Below are 21915 nucleotides of genomic sequence, written 5' to 3'. Positions count from 1 at the left end.
AGAAAATAGCGGAGGTAATTTCATGAATAACTATAAAACGCTGGATGCTAAGGATAGAGAGTTTTTAGTGTCACTCTTAGGAGAAGAGCGAGTTTTTACCGGAGAAGCCATCAGTGACGATTTTAGCCATGACGAATTGGGTGGTATCAGCAAACGACCGGACGTTTTAGTGGACGTTCTATCCACCGATGAAGTCTCTAAAATTATGAACTATGCCTATGAAAACAATATTCCAGTCGTAGCAAGAGGATCAGGGACCGGGCTCGTTGGTGCATCCGTTCCTATCTTCGGGGGAATCATGCTGAATATGTGCGGCATGAATAAGATCCTTGAACTCGATGAAGAAAACTTAACCCTCACCGTAGAACCCGGAGTGTTATTAATGGAAATTAGTAAATATGTCGAAGACCGTGATTTTTTCTATCCACCAGACCCTGGTGAAAAATCCGCCACGATTGCTGGAAATATCAATACCAATGCCGGCGGCATGAGAGCTGTAAAGTATGGAGTGACTAGAGATTATATCCGAGGGCTTGAAGTTGTTCTGCCGAACGGTAACGTCATTAATATGGGAGGAAAAGTCGTCAAGAATTCGTCAGGTTACAGTGTAAAAGACTTAATCTGCGGATCAGAAGGAACGTTGGGTATCGTTACCAAAGCGATCCTAAAAATTATTCCTCTGCCAAAGAAAGCAATTTCTCTGTTACTTCCCTTTCCCGACCTTGATAGCGCCATTGGCACGGTTCCTAAAATTATTAAATCAAAATCCATTCCTACAGCCATCGAATTTATGCAGAGAGAAGTCATTCTTGCAGCCGAGGAATTTCTAGGCAAAAAGTTCCCCGACAACTCTTCCGACGCCTATCTCTTGTTGACCTTTGATGGCAATAGCACGGAAGAACTGGAAAAAGACTATGAGAAAGTCGCAAACATCTGCCTTGAAGAAGGGGCTCTTGATGCCTTAATCATCGACACGGATGAACGAAAAGAAGCCGTTTGGTCGGCGCGAGGTGCTTTCTTGGAGGCGGTAAAGGCCTCAACCACCGACATGGATGAATGTGATGTCGTTGTTCCACGCAATAAAGTCGCTGAATTTATAAAATACACCCATCTTCTTCAGGAAGAGTTCAATATTAGAATTAGAAGTTTCGGCCATGCTGGCGATGGTAATTTACACGTCTATGTCTTAAAGGATGAGCTTTCGGATGGGGAATGGAAACAGAAACTTGCCGAAGTATTTGATGCAATGTATCGAAAGTCTCAAGAACTCGAAGGACTAGTATCAGGGGAACATGGAATTGGCTATGCTAAAAAAAGCTATATGTTTGACCAATATGAACCAGCGTATGTAGAACTTATGAGAGAGATCAAATTGGCTTTTGACCCTAAAAATATACTCAATCCTGGTAAAGTTTGCGAGTAGAACATTATCGCATTAAGCCAAAGGGTCCTACTCACGTAACGGTGGTTACGCCGAGTAGGACCCTTTGCTATAAGACTCAAACGTTACAAAAGGGAGAATTATACTTTACCCTTACAATAAACCTTTCACAACTTGGTTTTATTAAGACAGGATGTGCAGAAGTGGAAAGCTAGCAAGAAGTAAAATTTCGAATAGCAGAAGTCTCCTTTCTGATTGTTTGCTTCTAAAGCTAAGATATTCTCCCGTTATTGAGTCTAAAACATCCATCTGATTTGATAAAACAGCATATCGTTCATTGAGCTCGAAATACTCACTCATCTTGTCAAATAGCTGTCTTGATTCAAGGGTCCTTTTAAACTCTGAGGGTCTATCAAGAAGCCTTACACTCTCAATACTTCTGTATCTAAACCGGATACTTTTGGCAAGGGTTGAAGCCACCTTTTTGGAATTTGCCCTTAGATACCCCTTATTTAGTTGATGTATGAAAGTACCTGCCTCATCTAAAACCTCCGAAAGCTCGGTTTCAATCTTGTAAAGTTCGGTGGATTTTGCTAAAACTGTTGCTGCTATATCATCTATGTGCTGTTGATAATGAAATTTGACCTCATCGCCTTCCCACAGGTTTACATAGACATCGTCTGAAAGGATCATCTCATGGGTCTCATTAAATTTTGAAAGCAATTTATAATCTAAATCAATGAACAACGTCCCCAAATAGTCAAGAAATATAGAGATCTCATCTTGATTGAAGTTTAAAAAGGTTATACATCCGTATTTATATAAGTACACCACCTTGTTTTCTGAAGCATATGATAAGATCTTCTCAGTTTCTGCCCTGTCGAATTTAATATATTCCTTCCAGCCTACGTCTTGCCTTAGATTAATAAATGAGGCTATCTGCACGAGAGGAAGTCTTGTCGCAACTTTATATGTATTAAGGATTATTCTTTCCATATATTACACCTGTCTTCACCTGATTAAATCCAACACCATAAGCACCACTTCAATAACAATCAGCAGAACAATCACCCACTCAACAAACAATCCACGTATTGAATGGCTTATGGATGCCAATCCGTCAATGATACTTTTAAGGATTTCAGTCTTGCTTTTTATAACCTCGTACCGGTCATTTAGCTCAAAAAACTCTGACATCTTTTCGTAAAAATCTGCTGCATCACTGTTGATCCAGGTAATGTCGGGTTTGTCAAGAATCATGATATACGCAATAGTATTGTATTCATGCCTGACAATCCTTGAAGTTGTCTTGGCCAGTTCTCTGTTGCCAATATTTAATTTACCCTTTTCCAGATTATCAATTTTGCTTTCAAGATCATCAAGAATTTTGCCCAGCTGCTCTTCTATCCTTTCAAGCGCTACAGATTTGGCAATCACGATTGAAACTAGCTGAGGATGAAATAACGCCATATTTGAAATCTGAACATAGCGGTCCGTAAACTCAATTTCTTCACCCTCAACCGGATGAAGTATATAGTCTTCCTGAAACCTGTCATAATGTCCGATATCGATATCAGACTTTATACTTTTCAGATAGCGCATTAATGGTTCAGTATGCTGTTGGGTCGAGTTAATAAAAACAATACTCCCAAACGAAAAAACTAGGATATTCTCATCTTCCCCGGGTTTCTCTCCGATAATTTTTCCAAGCACTTCGTCCTGAAGAAGAAGAGGCTCCTCCCAGGTATACTTTTTCCTGATGTTGCATTCTACGGCAATCTTATTAAGATCGATTTCATTGGTCACTGCATAGGCTTTAAACTTTAAGTCATTCATAGGATTTCCCTAACTTTCTGTGTAATATCTAGCGACAACAAGTAGATAGTTGTAGTATATACAGTAAAAGCATTTTTCTACTACTTATCTACAAACCGCATCAGTACTACGGACCCCGCCGTAATTGATGTCTCTTCGTCTGCAAAATACACACGATACAATTAACCATGCCTATTTTTAGCTATACAAAAAGGGAGAGCAGTTGAGCTCTCCCTTTCTTTTCCGTCAAAGCATTTGGCAATTATTTTTTATGTTATTAGGCCAAGGCTTTCAGAATATCCTGAAAAACCAGATCAATTGCTTGATCTCCATTAATACGCTTTAACAATCCTTTTTCCTCGTAGAACGCGATCAAAGGTTCCGTCTGCGAATTATAAACATTTAAGCGATTCTTAGCTGTTTCAATAGTGTCATCAGAACGTTGATAAAGTTCTCCACCACATTGACCACATACTCCCTCTTGCTGAGGTGGATTGAAGATCATATGGTAGGAAGATCCGCACTTCCGACATACACGTCGTCCAGTTAATCTAGGAATTAACACCTCTTCGTCAACTTCAATGTTGATAACACCGTCGAGCTTCATGCCAAGGCGATTTAAAATATCAGCTAAAGCACTACCTTGGGCCAGTGTCCTTGGAAATCCATCAAGAAGAAATCCATCCGTACAATCCGGTAACGCTAACCGTTCCTCAACAATCCCAATCGTCACTTCATCAGGGACCAAGCCACCTGCATCCATGAAGGATTTAGCCTTTAGACCTAAGGCTGTGCCTTCTTTAATAGCAGCTCTAAACATGTCACCTGTCGAAATATGTGGGAAATGAAAACGCTCAACTAGTGGATTTGCCTGCGTCCCCTTACCTGCACCTGGGCCACCCATTAATATTATCTTCATTGTTCTTCCTCCTCTTGTTTCATCATTTCAAGTGCAACACAGTGATACCCCTTCCTGCATTACAACATCTTCGACGGAAAAAGAGGTAATTCCTCCTTGGAGTGGAAGATTTTATCTAAACAAAATCAAAACTTACAAACCCACCACCAAGTGTTGTAGTGAAGAACCATTGAGCTAAATCTATTTTTTTAATGGTTCCTCCATCCAGGATGCTTATGATGGCGATGCTTCCATCTAATACGTATTCTAATGAGATGATTGTCACCCAGTGCCAAGAATCCAGTCGTTTCTCTGCTCCATTATCTAAATTGAGGAAGGCAATAGGTGTATCATTACACAACGCTTTGTCCAAAAATAATATGAGCTGGTGAAATAGCGGGCGTAATACCCGATTTTTTGGTACATTGAAAATAGCAAGTTTCATATTCAGCGCCATTACTTTAGCATAATTAAGCACATCATCATAGAGAAGTTCTGTTGAGGGAATTCCTCGCGGTGTCGGAGTTACATATTGATAGACTTCTTCCATTAGTGAAAGAGCCTCGCTCTTAGTCAATGGGAGACTGCCTGTTCTGGAACCTCTAAGCGTACGGTTGAGATAATACAAAATATTTGCCACAACAGTCGGGCCACATCCAGATCGACGCTGCCATTCAGTGGTATACCATTCTTGATCACAACCATAAAAAGTATTCTGGGCAACTTCATCCTTTATTATAAATAAGTCCTCGTTTTGTATTGACCTTATTACCATACGTTCTTCCTCTTTTAAGTTTACTTAGGCACATACTTAGGTTCTTTGCCATATCTAGAAAATCTGTTACATCATGTTTTTCGATAAAGGTGCTTTTGTCATCAGTTATCGCGCATTCTGATCCAAGAACATTCAATGGACATTCTGAATAATATACATCAAGAACCTTCTCTGACTATGGCATTCTAAATTGGCAGGTGAACAGGAATGCCTATATGGCTATTCGGGCTATTAGGATTATTGGGATTATTAGGTTTTTAGTTGCATTATGGCTATTGATCGCAGTCCCTGCAGTAACCTAATGGTTTTTGCCTAGGTGAAATACCTAGGCTTTTTACATTGGACCCGATATTTCTTTGTTCTTTCGCTCATAATTGTTGCAATAGGTGGCTCGCACATCTCACTTTATTATATGTAATTGTATCAATATATTGATACATCATCAAGAACCACCTTCCCCTAACGAACGAAGACTGTTCCCCAACTAAGGGAAACAGTCTTTTCAAACATAGTTGCGCCAAAATGTGTCTATTTTATCTCTGCGTTTGAGTAGCCACTAAACTTGACCCACCGAATTTATCCCTCAAACGGGGTTTTTCAATCTTTCCAGTAGGGTTGCGCGGGACTTCGTCAAAAATAATTTTGCTCGGTCGTTTGTAACGCGGCATTGGAGCACAGAATGACTTTATTTCTTCTTTTGTACACTTGTAGCCCGGTTTTAGTTCTATGATAGCAGCCGCGATTTCACCTAGACGGTCATCCGGCAATCCAATGACTGCGACATCCTTAATTGCCTTATGCGCACGGATAAAATCCTCAATTTGTACCGGATATAAATTTTCTCCGCCGCTAATAATCACATCTTTTTTCCGGTCAACCAAATAAATAAAGCCGTCTTCATCCATCCGAGCCATATCTCCGGTATACAACCAGTCACCTTTGATCGCAGCCGCAGTCGCCTCAGGGTCGTTGTAGTAGCATTTCATTACGCCCGGCCCCTTGACAACTAATTCGCCAACCTGTCCCTGGGTTACAGAGCATCCAATCTCATCGGTAATCTTGACTTCCCAATTGTGTCCGGGTATCCCTATAGCGCCGACTTTATGAATATTCTCAGTCCCTAAATGGACACATCCGGGACCAATAGATTCGCTCAGACCATAGTTCGTATCATAAAGATGGTCGGGAAAATATTTTTTCCAGCGGCGAATTAAGCTGGGTGGAACAGGCTGAGCACCGATATGCATTAGTCTCCACTGAGCAAGATCATAATCTTCCAGCTTCACATCTCCTCTTTCTAAGGCATCCAGAATGTCCTGTGCCCAAGGGACCAAAAGCCAGACAATCGTAATTTTTTCTTCAGAAACAGTTTTGAGTATCCATTCAGGCTTAACACCACGAAGCAATACTGCTTTGCTTCCGGACAGTAAACTCCCGAACCAATGCATCTTAGCGCCAGTATGGTACAGCGGCGGAATGCACAAAAAATTGTCTTCCCGCTCTTGACTATGGTGTTTGTTTTCCGTATAACATGACGACATCAGGCTTTGGTGCGTATGCAGTATGGCCTTCGGAAATCCCGTCGTCCCCGAGGAGAAATAGACTGCCGCATCATCTTCATCCGTAAGCTTGATCTTAGGCGCCTCGGAGGAACAATTGGCGGTAAGACGGTCATAGCTTTCAGCAAAAGAAGGACGGTTCTCGCCTGCAAAAAGAAGAGCCCTCACTTCAGGTATCTGATCATAAATCATTTCCACCCGGCCGATAAATTCAGGCCCGAAAATTAAGGCGTTAGTTTCGGATAACCCTAAACAATATTTTATTTCCTCAGCGGTGTAGCGAAAATTCAAGGGTACTGCGATGGCTCCCGTTTTTAAGATTCCAAAATAAATCGGCAACCACTCCAGGCAATTCATTAACAGAATAGCAACCTTATCCCCTTTTTTTATTCCCCTCTTCAGCAGCAGATTGGCCAGTCGATTTGCTTTCTCGTCAAAAACACTCCAAGTCATTTCTCGTCGGTATTCGCCTGCCGGGTTGTTTTCAATCAGTTCATATTCACGCCAGGTGATATTATGTCTTTCCTGGAGATCCAAATTAATCTCGGTTAGGCATAGTTCCTGGCCATAGGTCTTGGCATTGCGCAATAGTAGTTCCGTGATCGGCATTTTCTCTTTCCTCCCGTTCTTCCAACAAACCAAAGAATTACCTAAATCAAAAAAACCGTACTTCAAAAACTCGACAAAATAAATTATATAGTGCAAAAAGTAATTAATCAATGGTTTTAAAACCTGTTGATTAATTACTTGTCACCATGAAAGAGGAGGGAAATCACAATTAATTTCTTTGTTTTCCATACAGCATACTCTTTTGGCATACATTTCGCACATGGACGATATCCCGCCGCAATCGCTGTCCCTTCGTCTGCAAAAAACACGCGATTTTTCACATGTTGCCTCTTAGCTATGTAACGTAAGGCTGATGGACAATCTAAACGACCATATATTTTGTGTTTACGATGACCTCCTAAGGTTCCCTTAGTGTCACTTTCATAGGCTTTTCCATTTGCATCTAGAAGTCTATAATTTTTTGTGGAATTATTATCAGCCAATCTGATACCCTTTCTTTGAATAATTGTTAGTCATTTGAGTGACTAGGATTACCTATCTTCATGGGAGAACTTTTACCCACTGTTTACCTAAACCAATGACCGTGCCCCTAGCTTAACTTCATCAGAAAGCATTACGCTCTCCCCATCTTAGAATGATCCACAAGATCATTTATATTTGAGTCTTTCTCATAACTATTAGTTTGATTCTCATTGGTAAGCGTCAAATGGCCCCATATCCCGAATTCAAGATAAGGGGCCATTTAACCCTTACTTTTTAAGCGTTAACCTATTATTAAAATTGGTATGCGTCGGGACAATGCGTTAATGCAATTGCTTCGCCTTAAGACGTGGGAATAAAATGTTATTTTCCAGATGAATGTGCTGAAAGGTATCGTTCATGAGTTCGGAAAGCTTTGCATACGTAAGTCCGTAACTATTACAGCCATCAGCTGGGATCTTGAAGTTATCTGTTATTCGCTGCAGCTCTTTGAGGATATCGCCTGCTCCAACATGTTCCTTTTCCAAATCGCCCATCACGATCAAAGCGCGGTTTAGCTTGTCGTGGGAAGGGTTTTCCTCATAAGCCTTTATTAACGGGAATTCAATCTGTTCTTCTTTAACAAGATGCTCCTCTAATTCGTCTTTAAGCTTGTGAAAGAGCGTATTGACTTGTTTCAATTCGGGATGGTGATCGCCATGAACATTTAGAATTCTAGTTACATATTCACTGATTTTGGGTAACTCTTCATTCAGATAACGATGATGTTTTTGTACTATATGATCTGTCAGTGTGGCTAAAGTTGCTTTAGTCCAGTCTGTATCTTTGGATTTGATATTCTTGGAGTTTACGTACATTTGATTAATTTTAGTCAGTACCTCTTGGTCATCTAAATTTTTTTCTTTTAATGCTTCTGCTAAGGGACGATCACCGCCGCAGCAAAAGTCAATACTATAAGCCTTTAACACGTCTGCAGACTTTGGAAATTGCGCGACAATGTCTCCGATCCTATTTTCCGTTGTAAACATATTTTAAAACCCTCCTTAAAATAGTTAGTAACATATTTCATTCAACGCTAAGCTAACACTATCGTTCCCAGAACTATGATCTTCTATAGGTGGACTTTTGTAAGCGTTAACATCGAGCTAAAAATCAGTCGCAAAAACCACACTTTTTTAATAAGCGATAGGCTTGTTGTACTCAATATCGGTGATCTCCCAATTAAACCAAGTGAAATCTCCAGATTGTAATTTCCAGGTCAGCTCTCCCTTGGTAGGGATTTTTATTCCCTCAAACACTTTATAATCTCTCATGGATACAGACCACGTTTCCAAGGAATACTTCCCGTTGTTGTCCATATATCTTTTAGCAGTAAAGTTAACGGCCTCACCCTTTTCGTTAAAGGTAAATACACCTGATGCGGTTACTCCACCGTAACTCATACTTGCCCTCGCAGAAGTTTCATTAATCGCTTCCCAGGTTATGTAGTCGCTTAAGGCAGCCGATGGAAACCACACAGTTTCAGCCAGGTATCTCAGCATGGTACCCTGGTCGATTTCCGGGCCCGAGCCGTTGGCCACAGTGATTAACGAAAGAAGCCTAATAAGCATATTTCCCTGGCCGTTAGAGTATCTGTCTCTTCCCGCGATGAATAGAACCCGAGCAGGCTTAATCTTGGCTTTCCAAATAAACCCCGGTTCTACAGTAGTAAAATATTGTTCCGCCTCTTCAGCCATCCAAGGCTGCTCTATTTTCATGCGCAAAGATCCAACTTGTTTCAAACGAACTGTGCTGATTCTCTCCTTCCCAACCAATTGGGAGTATTCCAACCATTTTTGTACCGGAGAAGGCAGGCCTACTAACTCTGCCTTGCTAACAAGGCCTTTTTCTTGCTGTTTATGATTAGCGAAGAGTGCTTCTACTTCACTTTCTACCTTTTTTGTAAATAAGCTATTTGCAACAAACGTGACTATAAGCGATAGGCAAAAGAACATTATGAGTATTCCCAAGATTATCGGTACGAATTTAGGCACTTTCATCATTCCTCTCTTAATTTACTTCAGAGTAACACGTTCTATTTCAGCAAGAATAGCCCCGTAATAATCAGGATGTTGGCAACAGTACCAACATTCCTGACGGCCACCAATGGGAAGCTCATTAGCTGCAAATTCATGCTTGAACATTCTTTGTCCCTTCTCTCAGCAATAGTTCATACATCATAATGGCATGATTTTCTGTGTGAGCCAACCCCAATCAGCTTGAAATAATGAAGAGCATTATTGCTGACAAAGTTAATTTGTTATTGGATTTACTTCTGACGTTACACCCTTCCCCATCTTCGCATGATCCGGCGAGCAACATCATTCCGAACTTCTTTTTGTAATCAGTTAAATAATATCACTATAAAATTCCAAACATGATTCCTGCAATTCAGGGAAGACTTTATAGGTAATAAGTTAAAAAATTTAAGGGAGGCGTTCTTTCTTGATCAATAAAGAAATTGAAATAGTGGCTTCAGCCAGTAAATCAGAACAACTTAAAGATAAATATTCGCAGATGGAAGATAGTTATAGCGAGTTAAAAAGGCAGGCTCTATTACATGAAACACAAGGATTAGTACCGATTCAACAGCAGGCTCAACCGCAACAACAAGGACAAGGACAAGGACAAGGACAAACAAGTTAACCTTCCATCATTTAAAAAAACAAATCAAAAAAGAGAGCACTTAAACGGGGAATACTTTTAAATATTGATTATAAACCACTAAGAACCTGTTGACTATTTCAATCAGCACAACTATATTCCAGAATGACGGCGAAACATAGCGAAAAAACGAACTGATGTCAAAAAATCCCCTACACTCAATAGAGTGTAGGGGTTACTGATTATCAGACATTCTGCCCACGGTACTAACTTTAATTTTACAGATTCAACCCACTCAAAGCATCCCTTAACAGCTTCAGTTCCTCTTTGGTGAGCGTTACGCCCTTTACCCAATCTTGGAATGATCCGGCAGTTGGATGCGATAGTCATCCTTTGGTTATACGGTACCCGTTAGACTAAGCGCATCCGAAGGGGATCGGTAATCATGGAATACATAGTTACAAGATGGCCCGATAGTCCATATCAACATTAACGCGCAAGACCCTTCTGACTAGATCAGAATGACTTGCGCGTTAATGTTGTATGTAATTGAACATCTAGAACATAAGTGTGAAGTATGCGGTGTAAGATGGGTCTCGAACATCATAATATTTTATAATATTGGTGCACTGGAGGGATTCAAACCCCCGTATAGTCAACCCAAGTTACCATATCAACCGAGGAAGATTGGGAAATTCATGGTCGGGGCAGAGGGATTCGAACCCCCGGCCTCCTGCTCCCAAGGCAGGCGCGCTAGCCAAGCTGCGCTATGCCCCGATTGATAATTCGATCGAATATTAGTATAGCTCAGCTCAGTCTATTCGTCAAGAAGTATGAAAGCACTTTGGAATTAAAGTGCTTTCATACTTCTTGATAAAAACCCAACCACGTTATAAATACATAGCAAGCTAAATGCCAAATTTGTCGCCCACAGCGCCCTTAGCACACTTAACTGGCCTCCAGATTCCTTTTTGCCATATAAATTAGATAAATACAAAGTAAGCCAACTCCAACGAGTTGAAATAATGAAGAGAATTATTGCTGACGAAGTAATTTGCTATTGGATTTACTTCTAATGCTCCGTGGCTTATTGCTAGGATGGTTGTTATGTAATCTACAATGTTTAATGCGCAGAAAAGTAGTAGCAGTTTATATACTTTTTTAGAGGATTACCTCCTATATCTTGGTAAGTGGTTCGCCAAGGTGTAGTAAATAACCTTTATCTGCCAAAGCGAAAAGGACCGTAACTTTACGATCCTTTTATATATCTACCATCAGCAATCGCCCCATTGATTACCTAACTGATTTCAATCCTTTTACCGACCATGATGTCTTGAGTATTCCTCACGACCCTTGTGATACTCGGCGCGGCCCTTTCGATATTCTTCACGACCCCTTTGATATTCTTTCTGGCCCCTCATATATTCGTTTCCCCTCCATGGATTGAGACCACTCCATTGATTACCAACTTCAATTCTTTCACCAACATGAATTCTATTAGGATTACTGATTCGAGGATTTAAATCCAGCAAATGTCTAACCGTTGTATGATACTGCATAGCAACATTATGCAGAGAATCTCCTGGTTGAACTATATAGTACATTACAAACATCCTTTCTTTCCCAAAATTACCCATACTCATTTTATTGCGGGAAAGATTTTCCTGTGCACGTACTTTTGCAAGAGGATTTTTAATTTAAAATTGCTACGGCAGATTTTTTATATATCATATACAACATCATACTTTAATTTTCGAAAACTGAGTTTTAGGGTTAAACAATACTCTGGAACTGTTTTTTTGCGCCATCTTCCTTCAAAGCCGCCGGTTGTCATCCTCGATTACATGTATTTGTAGCCCTTTCATCGCGATATCCTTGCTTCACTTTCTTTCACGATAAAACTATTCGTCTCAAAATATTTGTTTCAATAAAACTACAAATACCAAAGGAGCAAGCAAAGGGGGAACCCCCAAAAACTTATACTTTCTGATATATTAAAAAAACCGGCATTCTGTTTCCAAAATACCGACGCTATTCTTTAGTTGTTCTCTTTCTTAATCCTCTTCTCCAGCCTTAAAGTTATAAATCGGTTTAATACCTTTAACAATATCTGCCGTAGGCCCGATATTGTTTACGATGTCATCCATATTCTTATAGGCCATCGGACACTCATCCAAAGTTTCCTTATTGACAGATGTCGTATAGACATCCTTCATCTGTGTTTTAAATTCTGAAACGGTAAAACTTTGTTTTGCTTTGGTCCTACTCATGAGCCTGCCTGCGCCATGGGGAGCAGAGCAGTTCCAATCCTCATTACCTTTGCCGACACAGATAAGACTGCCATCCCTCATATTGATCGGAATTAAAAGCCTTTCCCCTTTCTTAGCGGATACCGCGCCTTTCCGTAAGATCATCGTATCGGTATCGATGTAATTATGAGTAGTAGTGAACTGCTCCACTACGTTAAATTTCATTCCTTTTACGATCTCAGTAATCATCGCTTTACGGTTCAGCTCTGCAAACCGCTGGACGATCTTCATATCATGAATATAGTCCTCAAAGAGACTGCCAGTTACATAAGCAAGAGGAAACGGAATATCTGTCAGCACCTGATTTTTGAATTCCTTTAAAGCATTCTGGATTTCATTATCACGTCCTTCAGACTTGTAGTGGGCAATGAGTGTCTCCATGTCTGATTTGTCATTATGGTTTAACTGATTATAGCCAGCTTCTTGGTAATATTTGGCCACTTCAAGGCCTAGATGACGGCTGCCCGAGTGAACGACAACATACAGGCTGCCCTCCTCATCCTTATTGACCTCAATAAAATGATTGCCGCCTCCTAATGTCCCAATACTCTTTTGTGCCCTGTCCAGTTTTACTGCCTTGTGACAACGGATCTGCGTTAAATCGATCTGCTCGTTATAGCGATGTGGCGTCTTCCGCACCTCAAATCCTGACGGAATATTCTCGTAAATTAACTTATCAAGCTTTTGCATTTCCAGGCGTTTGTTGCTGAGCAAGATGGTTTCCATACCGCAACCGATATCCACACCCACTAAATTAGGTACCACTTTGTCTGCAATGGTCATGGTGGTTCCAATTGTACAACCGGCCCCTGCATGAACGTCCGGCATGATCCGGATTTTGCTCTCTTTTACAAACTCCTGATTGCAAAGGGTTTCAATCTGAGTAGCAGCACCTTCTTCCAGAATATCGGTATACACTTTCGCTATATTATATTTCCCATTAATCTTCAACATTTTTCTCACCGTCTTCATTCTTGTATTATCTAAGTAAAAAGATTTCCTAATGCAATTTATCCAGTGTTTCCCTTCAGAAAGCCACTTAAGATGAGTTGCAAAAAGATCTAAAGCTGTTCCTCGAAGGACTTTACTTCATAACTTTAATGGATCCGATAATCTTATACTGGTAGACTTAAATCTAGCCTTAAAGTAATCTTGTCTTCCGTCATGATTCCCTGGCCTGTCCTCCACCTGCTGCTATCCCCATATTTTCTCTAATGCTTCCTCTTAAATACGAAATATGAAAGAATGGGCATCGAGTCCGAGGAGCATGTTACACCTGACATTTTAATCCACAAACCAGACTTGAGTATACCACCTCTTCAAATTATTGACCAACTATTAGATGTCGAATCCAAACTACTCTCGTTGGCCAATCAAATATATCCCATATGTAGAAAATTACCAGAAGTTCTTATTCCTTTATCAATTTGTCATTAGTAAAAAACAAGCGAGCCAGACCGTCCAAAATATGAACGATCTGGCGAGACAAATTGAATATATTCCCCAGACACGACGAAACCATAAAAGTAATATCCTACTCTACATTCCGCTCATATCAAGGCTTTCACTCAACACCGATATAGCACTATTACGCACTCAACGTGCCCTGTCACCCCAAAAGAGCTATAGTTTTATTTTAGTCATATTGCCATGACCACTGTACAATAAATGCTAATCACTCCCTAGGACATTGTCCTTAAAATCGGTTATCGGCGTTATTGTTTCCCTCATCGTTTGCGTATTCCCCAAGCTGTTTCTCCAGATTCCCAGAAACAGGATAAGCCCGACTATACAGGCTAATGCTTCGGAAATCGTATTAGCCCAAATAACTCCATTAACTGCAAATAGCCTATTTCCTAAAAACAAAATAGGAATAAAGGCAATGCCCCTAATAACAGACATAACTGAGGATTGCACACCTTTTCCAAACGCTTGAAAGACGCCTGTAAACAGTGCGGATAAGCCAGCAAAAATGGTGGAGCAAAGCTGCGCCACGAGAATGGTTTGCCCGATGGCAATAACCTCAGCATCAATACTAAAGGCACCCATGACCTGCACTCTGAGAACAAAGAGAATCGCCGTGATCCCCATTGTAATGCCCATCATGTAGAGTGTGGTTGTCTTGATAATCTCCATTAAGCGCATATAATTCTTGGCAGAATAGGCAAAGGCAATCAGCGGTACGGCTCCCACTGCAAAACTCATGCTGATAAAGTCTGCAATTTGAACAACTCTCTGGGCGATACCAAGTCCTGCGACAACGTTGTTGCCGTAGAGAACAGCAAAATTGTTGAAAAGCAAGCAGGTAATTACCATAAATCCATCAAGCAAAAAGGCTGAAACTCCTACTTTAAAAATATTAGAATATATCTCTTTACTTGGTTTAAAGTCCTTAATTGACACACTTTGAACGGCACTTTTCTTCTGCAGATAATAGAGGAACCATGCAACAGAAACCACATTGCCAAAGACTGAGGCCAGTGCGGATCCCCTGATGCCCATGTGCAGGAAAAAAATGAAAACAGGGTTGAGTAGGATGTTGATTATGATGCCGGCTAACATTCCAATCATGGCTGCGGTGGATGCACCCTCTGCACGAACACTTTCCCCCAGCGAGAAATTGGCAATAATAAACGGAGCGCCGATGACAAAGATCAGGATATAATCTCTTGTATACCACAACGTGTCACCGCTTGCTCCCAAAAGCTGTAAAAGGGGAGTTAGCAGCGGTAGACATATTGCCATAAAAATGACTCCAGTGAGCATGGATGACCAAAAGTTCACAGACGAAACTTTTTTTGCTCCGTCCGCATTACCCTCGCCCAAAAGTCTCGACACATAGGTTCCCGAGCCTACCCCGAATAGGTTACTAAGCGCCATCAGGAACGTTGAAAACGGTAAGGCAAGTGTGACCGCTGCCATCATGGCTGTATTATCAAGTTTACCAATAAAAAAGGCATCGGTGATATTATAAATAATCGTAGCGATAAAACTCAGCATCATGGGAATAACCATGTGCATAATTGCTTTAGATACAGGCGCTTTTTCGAGGTAATAGAGCGATTTCTGATCTGTATTTTCCATATTAAAAACTCCTTCCACGTTGTACGCGTCCTAAAATTGGCATAAAAAAATAAAGGCAATGCTTTAATGCCATTGTTTCGCGGCAATGCCTTCATATTATGTGGTGTAATTCTGCTTATTCTTCGTCAGGTTTCTTTTGTGGTGGGGCAGGCCATTCTCCGTGTCCTCGGTTCATACCAGGACTGCGACCAAAAGGCATCATTCCCGGACCATGACCCATTTCTGAATGAGGATCAAAGCCAAAGCGAGGGTCAAACGGATTGCCACCACGTTGGCGCGGATCGAAACCAGGTCCGGGTTGTTCGTCGCCAAGCTGAGCTTCAATCGTTTCGATGATACGGTTGAGATAGATACTCAAATTTATTTGCTCTTCTTCACTCAGACATTCAAACAGCTTGTCAAAGCTGAATTCTTGCTCAGTTGTTGCCTCGGTTCCCTCTTTAGTGAGCTTAATATTCATAATTCGGCGGTCAGTTTCCGATTGAGTACGGGTAATGTATCCGTTCTTTTCCAACTTAGTAAGAAGCTCGCCCAAGGATTGGGGGCGCATGTCTAGCAGGAACAATAACTCTTTTTGGCTAATTTCCGGCTGCATCTTAAGGACAGCTAGCACTCTGCCTTGCCCTTTGCGAGGATCCCCCATCGGCCCATGATGCGTATGATTTTGTTGATGGTATCGATGGAGTAACCACTCCATACGTGTAAATTGTTCAGTCAAGTCGTAGTTCTGCTCGTTCTCTTCGTTCATATATACCCTCCTTTTAGTAGAGTAAGTTTCTTATAAGGTACCTTATATACTGCATAATACAGGTACCTTATTGTTTTGTCAAGATTTATTTCTCAGGTACCTTGCAATATGTATCAATGTTTATCCAACCAACGCAAAAATTTCTTATCAAGTTCTGAGCCCAAACCATACCTTACAATGAGGTAACGCCAACGTGCCCTGTTACGTTAAAAGGCATATATAAATATATATTATATTTAGGTTCAATAAAGGCACTGTAAAGCCAAAAGGTTCCCAACACCTCAGATGAGAGCAAAACGAGTAGGACAATATTTTACCATATTGTACCAATACCCTAACTTGTGCATATTATGTACTATCTTTAGCAAAGGAGGAAATACAAATGGCATTCAGTGGTGTTGATCTAGATGATTGCAGACCAAAAAACCGTTTTGGAGAAGGAATAGCGATTGTAGTCGTGATCATTCTTTTGCTTATCGCTATGGGTATTGTTTTTTAATTCTATACTCTTTCAAATTCGCTACTGAATTCTAGTTAAAAAGGAGGAGAAATAATGTACGGTTATGGTGGAGACGGAGCAGGAGCAGGAGTAGGTATCATTGCTATAGCTATCTTAATCCTGATAGCATTGGGAGTTATCTTTTAATAACGAATTTGTAAAAGCACACTTCTATTACGAAGGAGGACAGATATATATGCCAAGATTTAATCGTTCTGAATTTCGGCGATTTCCGTTTTTCCCTTTCTTCCCATTTTTCCCTTTCTTCCCATTTTTTTTTGAACCATTCGAAAGGCGGCGCCGCCGACGTTTCTAATTCGAGGTAATGTAAAGATCGGTGTTGGTTTTAGTTGGGCGAGAGATTTTTTATGTATTGATTATAGAAAATGGAGAGTTTAACGGAACTTGCTCTCCCTTTTTTATATTTTAGACAAAAACTACTTGCAAACTTAACACTGGAATAGAAAGTGAATATTACCCATCATCGAACTAAATTATCGGGAGTTATATTATTAGGGGTGGTAGCCTCTTAATAATTTCATAGGTTCTATTCCGTTTTCTTTAGTCCTTTTCCTATCCTCGTTGAAAAATGCCTATGGAAACAGCGGGATTTCCTTGATCTTGAGGTCTTCAGCCATATCCCATGGATAAATCACATCTAATATCTCTTTGCACATCTGGGTCCGCATTCTCATTGATCGGAATTCCTGCTGTTGTATGGGGAGAATAGACTTCGAAAAAGACTTCTTGAACATTTTCCAGAAGCTAGGCTTAGTGACATTGATCAGGCACCCTCTGCGGAGTCTGCCTTATGTTTGGAGGGGCCTGTGATCAAGGTCCTTGTAGGAAATCAAGTGACTTATATCTCAAACGAGGTTTGTGTAAGGGATTGAAGCGAGGGTTGTTATTAACTATATGGACCTATCTTCTACAAATACAGTTTTTGAGTTTAATCACCGTATGGAGTAATAATATTGGCACCGGCGGAACCTGGAATCTCTTTTTTTCTGTTGTTCAGTGGAATAGCTTCCAGGTAGTATCGCCTCAGGTGCGACCAACATAAACAGCGCCTGATCACGGATGCCTATGCCGGATACGAAAAGGTGGAAACCATAACGGTAGCCGGAAAAACCGTCCGGAAATTTTCGGGCATTTTGCCTGCCCAGGTACGGGTATACTGGAATAGAATGACTGATGCGCCCTCACACGCCCGGCAGCAGAACCACTTCTGCGAATGTATTATCTCCTGCCTCTTGCTGTTCCAGAAATTTAAACTTTTTAACCCAGTAATGGTAAGCGGTATTCTTCAGTCCGTTTTGCAGGCACCACGCCTGAACACTCAGTCCGCTCTGGGGGCATTCTTCAATGCGGTCTCGCCAACGCTGTTCTAGGGCTAAATCTATAGCCATAAAAAACCTCCTGTCTTGTATTGTCATCATAGGTGTTATTTTAAGCTCTATTTAAACAGGAGAAACTTGAAAGTTAGATAGCCAACACTATAGCCGTGATTATTCCTACTATAATTCCACCTACTACTTCCACTGGGTTATGACCAAGAACCTCCTTTAGTGGGGTATCACCTGTTTTTGCCTCTATGTTCCCACGACTATTTTGAAACATCGAGGTAAGTTTATTTAAGACAACCGCATGCTGACCCGCTTGTCTTCGAACACCGGCGGCATCATACATTACAATTAGCGTTATTGAAAAACTAATTGCAAAATAGGGATCACCCCAACCATATTCGAATAAACATCCAGTAGTTAAACCCACCATAAGGGCTGTGTGTGAACTAGGCATTCCGCCAGGTTGAAAAACTGCCTTCCAATCCCAAATTCTATTACGCCAATAATTTATTGGTACTTTTATGATTTGAGCAAATATCGCTGAAAACAAAGCGGTAAATAGTAAAACATTGTTATGAAACAAGCTCTAATTCTCCCATCTGAAAATAATCTTTCTATGAAAAAAGTTTCTACAGGAGATGTCGATCCATTCTTCTGATTTCCTGCAAGAAAGCCTACATCCTAAAAGTGTAAAAACCACAATCATTGGTGCTAGTACTTTAGCAAAATTCATCAGATTCACCTCTATTTATCATTCACTTAAAGAATACTAAAAACATATAACTCCCCACTCTGCTCGTAACCAGGCTTATTTACTAAATAAATAAGCCTATTAGAGGATTATTGACCACCTTTTCAAGTCTTTGCTTTTTGGGCTTTGTGTCAGTATTTCTAGATGCAAATAAAGATTTCTTAGCCCATTCCGCTAACAGTTCTCTGTTTTCCAAAATATCAATAGGAACCTCATAATAGGGCATTACCATAGGTTTGTCCTCAAATGCTTGGAATGGTTCCATTCCTGCTCTTTCATAGTCAGACTTATTGGAGTCATCCACCTTAAAATATAGTACGTCATCCGCAAGTAAGCCGTACTAATTTCGACTTTCGCCATGAATTCATACCCACTTGGCGCAACATCTGAGATTTGAAAATCTAACCTACCATTTCCGTACCAAGCAACTTCTTAATTAGTTATACCCGTATGTAATCGGTCACATCCTTGGCCTTAATTTTTCAAAATCACACCCACCCAGAATATCCCTTAACTTCGACAGTTCTTCTTTGCTAAGCCCCGATTACACTCTTGCCCCATCTTCGAATGATGGGGTGACTGGATAAGGAGACTACTTATCTCCTTCTTCAGGAACAATGCAAAGAAAGACAAATCCAACATTTTCTGTATTTGTGAACTAATGCAACTTATTGCTTGGTACAAAAGCAAACCGTCAAAATGACCTGGCAAATATCTTTCCTCACACACCACGACGCGATAAAATTAATATCCTACTCTACGTCCCGCTTATATCAAGGCTTTCACTCAACACCGATATAGCACTATTATCGTCTCCACGTGCGTTGATGTTGATGTGAATGCATTAGCCTATATACCTAGCAAGTATATCAAAAACGCACTCATTTCCGAGTGCGTCCATTGCCTTTTCTTGTATTAAAAATATCTTCCGGTTTTCATTTTAAATATAAAATATGAAGGTACTGACCTAATAATATCAAGTCAACTGCACTAAGACCTCGACGCGCCCTGTCACGGAGATATAATCTCCACTAAAAAAACTTACTATGAAGTAACGTCAACGTCACTTTTCGACTGTTGCCCTAGGTAAGGGATTAATTAAACTTGAAAATAATCGGAAATATGAAGGCAACAATTGCTGTCCAAATAAAATAAACATAGAGATAATCTGTCTGCCATTTTATTATCTTGGTGAAATCAAATTTCTTATTGAAATACCCGATATATAACCAGGCAAGTCCGGCCAGGTTGCCCAGCAATGCCAGATTCTCCCCTAGTGCGGCCAGCTTATTGGGGGTAATGCCAAAGGCGGACAAACGGAAAAGTATTGCCGATAAAGCAACCCCGTCGATAACCAGTGCCGCCATAATCAGGGCTAGATTCAAGTAATCAAACAGGTTGGCTGGCTGGCGAATATCTCGCGCCGAAATGACGTACAAAACTAACCCCAGTACTAAAGCCAGCATAAAATCGAAGCCAATGAGGAAATCTCTTTCCATAAATGGACTTTTACCGGTAATAATCATAACTATTAAGAAAGCAACCATAATTATCAGGAAGAGCGGACTGAATATTTTGGCCAAAATGGGTGCAAAGTTCTCCACCACGCTTTTTTTGGCCTCGACTAAATAAACAGTAATCATGGCTGCCGCACACCCTCCATAAATCAGAAAATACTCTGTAAGAAATTTTCCGACGTCAATTTGGATGGCTTTGAAAATAACCATCGTGAACAGGAATAACACCATTACACCTGCCATGACTAATACACCATAGATAAAGGCCTCACCTGTGAAGCGTATAAAATTCATTCTTCCTTGACTACCCTGCCACTCCCTGCCTATATAAGTTGCTCCGACGACCAACCACAAAAACAAAGGAAGATGAACGTTGGTAAGAAATTCTGTATTGTGATGATCAAATGACGGATACACATTGATAATCACCGCTGCTAGGATAAAAATCCCCAGGATCGTTGCCCATGTTTTTAACTCTGATTTCCTCTTGATCAAGAAAAACGCCGCTATGAATGGTAAAATAAAGAAACTAAAGTTTTTAATGAAGAATATTTTAATTTCACCGTCCTGATCGAGTAATCCGAAACCAAAAAGTTCAGGAATTTTGAATAGTGTCCCAGCTAACAACGCAAAAATCACCACCAGGGTAATATCGCGACGATTTTGCTGCTTGGCTTGTGAATCTACTGTTTCTACTAATAAATGTCTCCACAGGTTCTCGGTATTTACTTTGGCAAACTCATGTGAGATTGCGTCTACATTTCCTAAACGTTTGACACTAATTAAAAATGCTTCATCTGGCGTAAGTCCGGTTGCTATTAAGTCCTCGATTTCGTCTCGCAAATGATTCTCCAATTCATCAATATCGGCATCACTTAACTTACCATGAGCTCTCAAATGATCGCTCCACAAATGAATCTGTGTTTCCAAATCGAACATCTTGATATCCCCCTTACGAATTACTTTCTTCATTCCAGGTCCTGGCAAGAGCATTATGAACTATTTTCCACTGTTTTCTTTGCAGTTCCAACTCGGCTAACCCACTCTCTTTAATCCTGTAATATTTACGCTGCCGGCCTAACTCCGATTTACGCAAGTAAGATTCAATTAATAGATGTTCTTCTAGACGATGTAATACCGGATACAACATACCTTCCGTCCAAATTAGTTGATTCTCAGACATCTCTTTCACCCGCTTGATAATCGCATAGCCATAACTGTCATTTTCCTTGAGAATGGCCAAAATGAGAGGAGTCGCAGAGGCGGCCATCAAGTCTTTAGATACATTCATTCAATCCACCCGCTATACCTAATACATCTAGGTATACTATACCTAGATGTATTAGGTATGTCAACTCAGCTAACTATTTCCTCCTCCCTCATCCAACTCTTCAACTCCAAAAACAAAATGCGTTGGTGTGAGAATTTCTGGTATGCTACCCCCAGATAGGACAGTGAAATAAAAAACTGTTCAGTCTGGGGGTAATTATGTCACAACAGAGAAAAATTCCAGTAGATGAGATGGTACGAATAGTAGAAT

The 21915-nt window shown here is 40.5% G+C and carries 20 protein-coding genes, 1 tRNA gene and 1 pseudogene; 2 read left to right on the top strand and 20 right to left on the bottom strand.

The features are described 5' to 3' along the window. Positions 1 to 22 precede the first annotated feature (22 nt). Positions 23 to 1423, top strand: coding sequence for an FAD-binding oxidoreductase (locus E4K68_RS15250; protein ID WP_135379796.1), 1401 nt, complete (start codon positions 23 to 25; stop codon positions 1421 to 1423). Between the two features lie 141 nt (positions 1424 to 1564). Here E4K68_RS15250 and E4K68_RS15245 read toward each other — a convergent pair whose 3' ends face one another. From E4K68_RS15245 to E4K68_RS21475, 9 genes are all read right to left on the bottom strand, one after another. Beyond that, positions 1565 to 2377, bottom strand: coding sequence for an RMD1 family protein (locus tag E4K68_RS15245; RefSeq protein ID WP_135379795.1), 813 nt, complete (start codon positions 2375 to 2377; stop codon positions 1565 to 1567). A gap of 15 nt (positions 2378 to 2392) precedes the next feature. After that, entirely contained in the window at positions 2393 to 3217 is an 825-nt protein-coding gene (locus E4K68_RS15240) for an RMD1 family protein (RefSeq protein WP_135379794.1), read from the bottom strand. A 256-nt stretch (positions 3218 to 3473) separates the two neighbouring features. Continuing rightward, the gene (locus E4K68_RS15235) at positions 3474 to 4115 is read right to left on the bottom strand and encodes an adenylate kinase (RefSeq protein ID WP_135379793.1); all 642 of its coding nucleotides are present in this window, start codon (positions 4113 to 4115) and stop codon (positions 3474 to 3476) included. A 115-nt stretch (positions 4116 to 4230) separates the two neighbouring features. After that, positions 4231 to 4869 (bottom strand): hypothetical protein, encoded by a 639-nt coding sequence (locus tag E4K68_RS15230; protein ID WP_135379792.1) that lies wholly within the window; start codon positions 4867 to 4869, stop codon positions 4231 to 4233. A 533-nt stretch (positions 4870 to 5402) separates the two neighbouring features. Beyond that, entirely contained in the window at positions 5403 to 7037 is a 1635-nt protein-coding gene (locus tag E4K68_RS15225; RefSeq protein ID WP_135379791.1) for a class I adenylate-forming enzyme family protein, read from the bottom strand. 134 nt (positions 7038 to 7171) lie between these two features. After that, entirely contained in the window at positions 7172 to 7480 is a 309-nt protein-coding gene (locus E4K68_RS15220; RefSeq protein ID WP_135379790.1) for an Ada metal-binding domain-containing protein, read from the bottom strand. Positions 7481 to 7801: 321 nt separating this feature from the next. Then, positions 7802 to 8506, bottom strand: a complete 705-nt coding sequence (gene ric, locus E4K68_RS15215) for an iron-sulfur cluster repair di-iron protein (protein ID WP_135379789.1) — start codon at positions 8504 to 8506, stop codon at positions 7802 to 7804. Positions 8507 to 8653: 147 nt separating this feature from the next. Then, positions 8654 to 9487: a DUF6544 family protein gene (locus tag E4K68_RS15210; protein ID WP_243450400.1), complete on the bottom strand. Its 834-nt coding sequence runs from the start codon at positions 9485 to 9487 to the stop codon at positions 8654 to 8656. A 45-nt stretch (positions 9488 to 9532) separates the two neighbouring features. Beyond that, the gene (locus E4K68_RS21475; protein ID WP_282432997.1) at positions 9533 to 9661 is read right to left on the bottom strand and encodes a hypothetical protein; all 129 of its coding nucleotides are present in this window, start codon (positions 9659 to 9661) and stop codon (positions 9533 to 9535) included. A 301-nt stretch (positions 9662 to 9962) separates the two neighbouring features. Between E4K68_RS21475 and E4K68_RS15205 the strand changes: the two genes are divergently transcribed. Then, entirely contained in the window at positions 9963 to 10163 is a 201-nt protein-coding gene (locus E4K68_RS15205) for a hypothetical protein (RefSeq protein ID WP_135379787.1), read from the top strand. Between the two features lie 657 nt (positions 10164 to 10820). On the opposite strand, the gene E4K68_RS15200 is transcribed toward E4K68_RS15205, so the two are convergent. From E4K68_RS15200 to E4K68_RS15150, 11 genes and pseudogenes are all read right to left on the bottom strand, one after another. Then, positions 10821 to 10898: transfer RNA gene (locus E4K68_RS15200), tRNA-Pro, on the bottom strand. 539 nt (positions 10899 to 11437) lie between these two features. Beyond that, the gene (locus E4K68_RS15195) at positions 11438 to 11725 is read right to left on the bottom strand and encodes a LysM domain-containing protein (protein ID WP_135379786.1); all 288 of its coding nucleotides are present in this window, start codon (positions 11723 to 11725) and stop codon (positions 11438 to 11440) included. A gap of 450 nt (positions 11726 to 12175) precedes the next feature. Continuing rightward, positions 12176 to 13384 carry an RtcB family protein gene (locus E4K68_RS15190; protein ID WP_135379858.1) on the bottom strand — a complete coding sequence of 403 codons (1209 nt, stop codon included), beginning with the start codon at positions 13382 to 13384 and terminating at the stop codon, positions 12176 to 12178. A 717-nt stretch (positions 13385 to 14101) separates the two neighbouring features. Then, positions 14102 to 15514, bottom strand: a complete 1413-nt coding sequence (locus E4K68_RS15185; protein ID WP_135379785.1) for an MATE family efflux transporter — start codon at positions 15512 to 15514, stop codon at positions 14102 to 14104. A 115-nt stretch (positions 15515 to 15629) separates the two neighbouring features. Continuing rightward, positions 15630 to 16262 (bottom strand): MarR family transcriptional regulator, encoded by a 633-nt coding sequence (locus E4K68_RS15180; protein ID WP_135379784.1) that lies wholly within the window; start codon positions 16260 to 16262, stop codon positions 15630 to 15632. 1202 nt (positions 16263 to 17464) lie between these two features. Beyond that, positions 17465 to 17523: pseudogene (locus E4K68_RS21145) on the bottom strand (hypothetical protein); the annotation flags it as partial. A 440-nt stretch (positions 17524 to 17963) separates the two neighbouring features. Then, positions 17964 to 18170, bottom strand: coding sequence for a hypothetical protein (locus E4K68_RS15170; RefSeq protein ID WP_135379783.1), 207 nt, complete (start codon positions 18168 to 18170; stop codon positions 17964 to 17966). Between the two features lie 73 nt (positions 18171 to 18243). Continuing rightward, the gene (locus tag E4K68_RS15165; protein WP_135379782.1) at positions 18244 to 18690 is read right to left on the bottom strand and encodes a divergent PAP2 family protein; all 447 of its coding nucleotides are present in this window, start codon (positions 18688 to 18690) and stop codon (positions 18244 to 18246) included. Positions 18691 to 18922: 232 nt separating this feature from the next. Then, complete coding sequence (locus E4K68_RS15160; protein ID WP_135379781.1) at positions 18923 to 19162, bottom strand: TfoX/Sxy family protein; 240 nt, start codon at positions 19160 to 19162, stop codon at positions 18923 to 18925. A gap of 790 nt (positions 19163 to 19952) precedes the next feature. Beyond that, positions 19953 to 21314, bottom strand: a complete 1362-nt coding sequence (locus E4K68_RS15155; protein WP_135379780.1) for a permease prefix domain 1-containing protein — start codon at positions 21312 to 21314, stop codon at positions 19953 to 19955. A gap of 13 nt (positions 21315 to 21327) precedes the next feature. Further along, entirely contained in the window at positions 21328 to 21666 is a 339-nt protein-coding gene (locus E4K68_RS15150; protein WP_135379779.1) for a PadR family transcriptional regulator, read from the bottom strand. Between the last annotated feature and the right edge of the window lie 249 nt (positions 21667 to 21915).

This window comes from Desulfosporosinus sp. Sb-LF (assembly GCF_004766055.1).
In the GTDB taxonomy this organism is placed as follows: domain Bacteria; phylum Bacillota; class Desulfitobacteriia; order Desulfitobacteriales; family Desulfitobacteriaceae; genus Desulfosporosinus.
The sequence above is the reverse complement of the archived record's forward strand: the minus strand, read 5'-3'. Positions and strand labels throughout refer to the sequence as shown.